Annotated in this window: 3 protein-coding genes; all 3 read left to right on the forward strand. The window is 32.4% G+C overall.

Going from position 1 to position 1,860, the window contains the following annotated elements; genetic code table 11:
- Positions 1–93: 93 nt before the first annotated feature.
- Positions 94–375, forward strand: a complete 282-nt coding sequence (locus tag CHX27_RS00165) for a hypothetical protein (RefSeq protein WP_094484778.1) — start codon at positions 94–96, stop codon at positions 373–375.
- Between the two features lie 15 nt (positions 376–390).
- Positions 391–717 (forward strand): hypothetical protein, encoded by a 327-nt coding sequence (locus CHX27_RS00170; protein ID WP_094484779.1) that lies wholly within the window; start codon positions 391–393, stop codon positions 715–717.
- Between the two features lie 69 nt (positions 718–786).
- A complete protein-coding gene (locus CHX27_RS00175; RefSeq protein ID WP_094484780.1) occupies positions 787–1,524 on the forward strand; it encodes a GLPGLI family protein in 738 nt (245 codons plus the stop codon).
- Positions 1,525–1,860 lie beyond the last annotated feature (336 nt).

The following is a 1,860-nucleotide window of genomic DNA, read 5'->3' on the forward strand; positions in this document are numbered from 1 at the left end:
TAAATCAGGTATAAATATACGGAATATATTTGGATAACTCAATAATTTTATATCGGTTAACCAATTTAATTTTTTAATTTAATTTTCTTAATTATGAAAAAAGTGATTTTTAGTTTTTTAGCAATCTGCTTATTCTCTAGCGTAGGATTTGCGACAGAGCGGCTACCAGATTGCTCAAACGAGAAAGAAATGGTAATAGTGCACAATAGCACGGATACATTAAAAAGTATACCAAAAGAGTGGATTGCAGTTCTTAAAGAGTGTATTCAAGTTTATAACGAAGTAAAAGCACTATATACTGAAGTTATTGGCGAAGAACAGGCAACTGCAACCGCACAAGGAGCTTTTGTGGGTTGTGTAGGAGGTTTAAAATAATTTAAATATTTAGAAATGAAAAAATATAATTTCGGAGCAATTATTGCTACTTGCCTATTCTTATCCGTTAGTTCGACTTCATATTCTACTAGTGAAGTAAAGAACAATAAAAGTTTGATTATTAATCCACAATTTAAAAAGAAATACACCAATGTAGATAAAAGTTGTGAATTGTATCTAAACCGCGTAGATCCAAAGCTTGTTAAAGCATTAGTAGATCAAATAAATTACTGCACAGAGATTCAATTAAGTGTAAAAGAAACCTATACTGCTACATTTGGTCCAGATAGAGCAAATGATATTGCTTTAGGCGCTTTTATGGGTTGCATGGGCATGTTGTAAATCAAAAAACATTTATTTATGGACAGCTAACAAATAGAGTTTGTGGCTGTCCAATTTTAAAATTAGAAAATGAAAAAGTTCATAATCTTAAGTTCTCTTCTACTTCTTTCAACGAAAATATTAGCTCAAAGTTCAGGCATAGCTACATACAAAATTTACTTAAACTTCTCGCCCGAAGCATTAGAAGCTGACAAGAAGTTTCTATTACTGAGAAATGCAGAAGCCGCTGCTAAAGATGTGCGCTTTGAACTTCGATTTAACGCAGAACGTTCAAATTTCAACGAAGTAGAAAACGCTTCGATCGATAAAGTCACTTTGAATACCATACGTAGTTTAGCTGGTGCAGATAAACTGATTGCAATTGATAATAAAGACAAAAAAATCTTAATTGAAGTAAAGGAAAACAAACTACTTTTCGATAAAAATGAATTTGTAATTGAAGAACCGCTTGCCTTTAAATGGAATATTTCAACCGAAGTTAAACAAATTGGTAAATACAAATGTTTCAAAGCTACCACTACAAAAGACGTAGATCTGGGAACTAGAATAGTAACTGAAACTGTGACCGCTTACTTTTGTCCAGAAATACCCGTTCCCTACGGCCCCGGAATTTACGGTAGTTTACCGGGCTTGATTATAGAATTACAAGAAAAAAATTCAGCATTTGTTTTAGAGGAAATTAAATTTAGAAACATAGAAGATTCTGAATTTGTGATTCCTAAAGGTAGAACGGTACTGTCTAGAAAGCAATACATAGATGTGGTTAACAAACGATTTGAAACACTAAAAGAATTAAGCAAGCAGTAGCGAGAAAATAACTATTATGTTAATCGATATATAGAGTAGCGACTTTTATCTTTAGTATTCTTTAAAAGTTAAATTTACAAACCGTATTTTCTCGAAATAATTTACAGTGAATTGATAATTAAAATCTTAAATAAATACAAAAGAAAAACGTTTCCTTTCATTACCAAAGCTATACTTTTGTTTAGCTTTCTTTTTCTTTTTGCTGAAAAAACTTATTCGCAGGCTAAAACACTCTCGGGTATCGTCTCCGATTCACTCAATACACCCCTCGAAAACGCAAACGTTCTCGCTAAATCGCGTGCCGAAAAACCCGAAATTAAGTTCGCCATTGCCGAC

Source organism: Flavobacterium aurantiibacter, assembly GCF_002251775.1.
In the GTDB taxonomy this organism is placed as follows: Bacteria; Bacteroidota; Bacteroidia; order Flavobacteriales; family Flavobacteriaceae; genus Flavobacterium; species Flavobacterium aurantiibacter.

What these genes read in the sequence shown, in the direction of transcription:
- CHX27_RS00165 (WP_094484778.1), top strand. Translation starts at nt 94, where the DNA reads ATGAAAAAAGTGATTTTTAGTTTTTTAGCAATCTGCTTATTCTCTAGC.
- CHX27_RS00170 (WP_094484779.1), top strand. Translation starts at nt 391, where the DNA reads ATGAAAAAATATAATTTCGGAGCAATTATTGCTACTTGCCTATTCTTA.
- CHX27_RS00175 (WP_094484780.1), top strand. Translation starts at nt 787, where the DNA reads ATGAAAAAGTTCATAATCTTAAGTTCTCTTCTACTTCTTTCAACGAAA.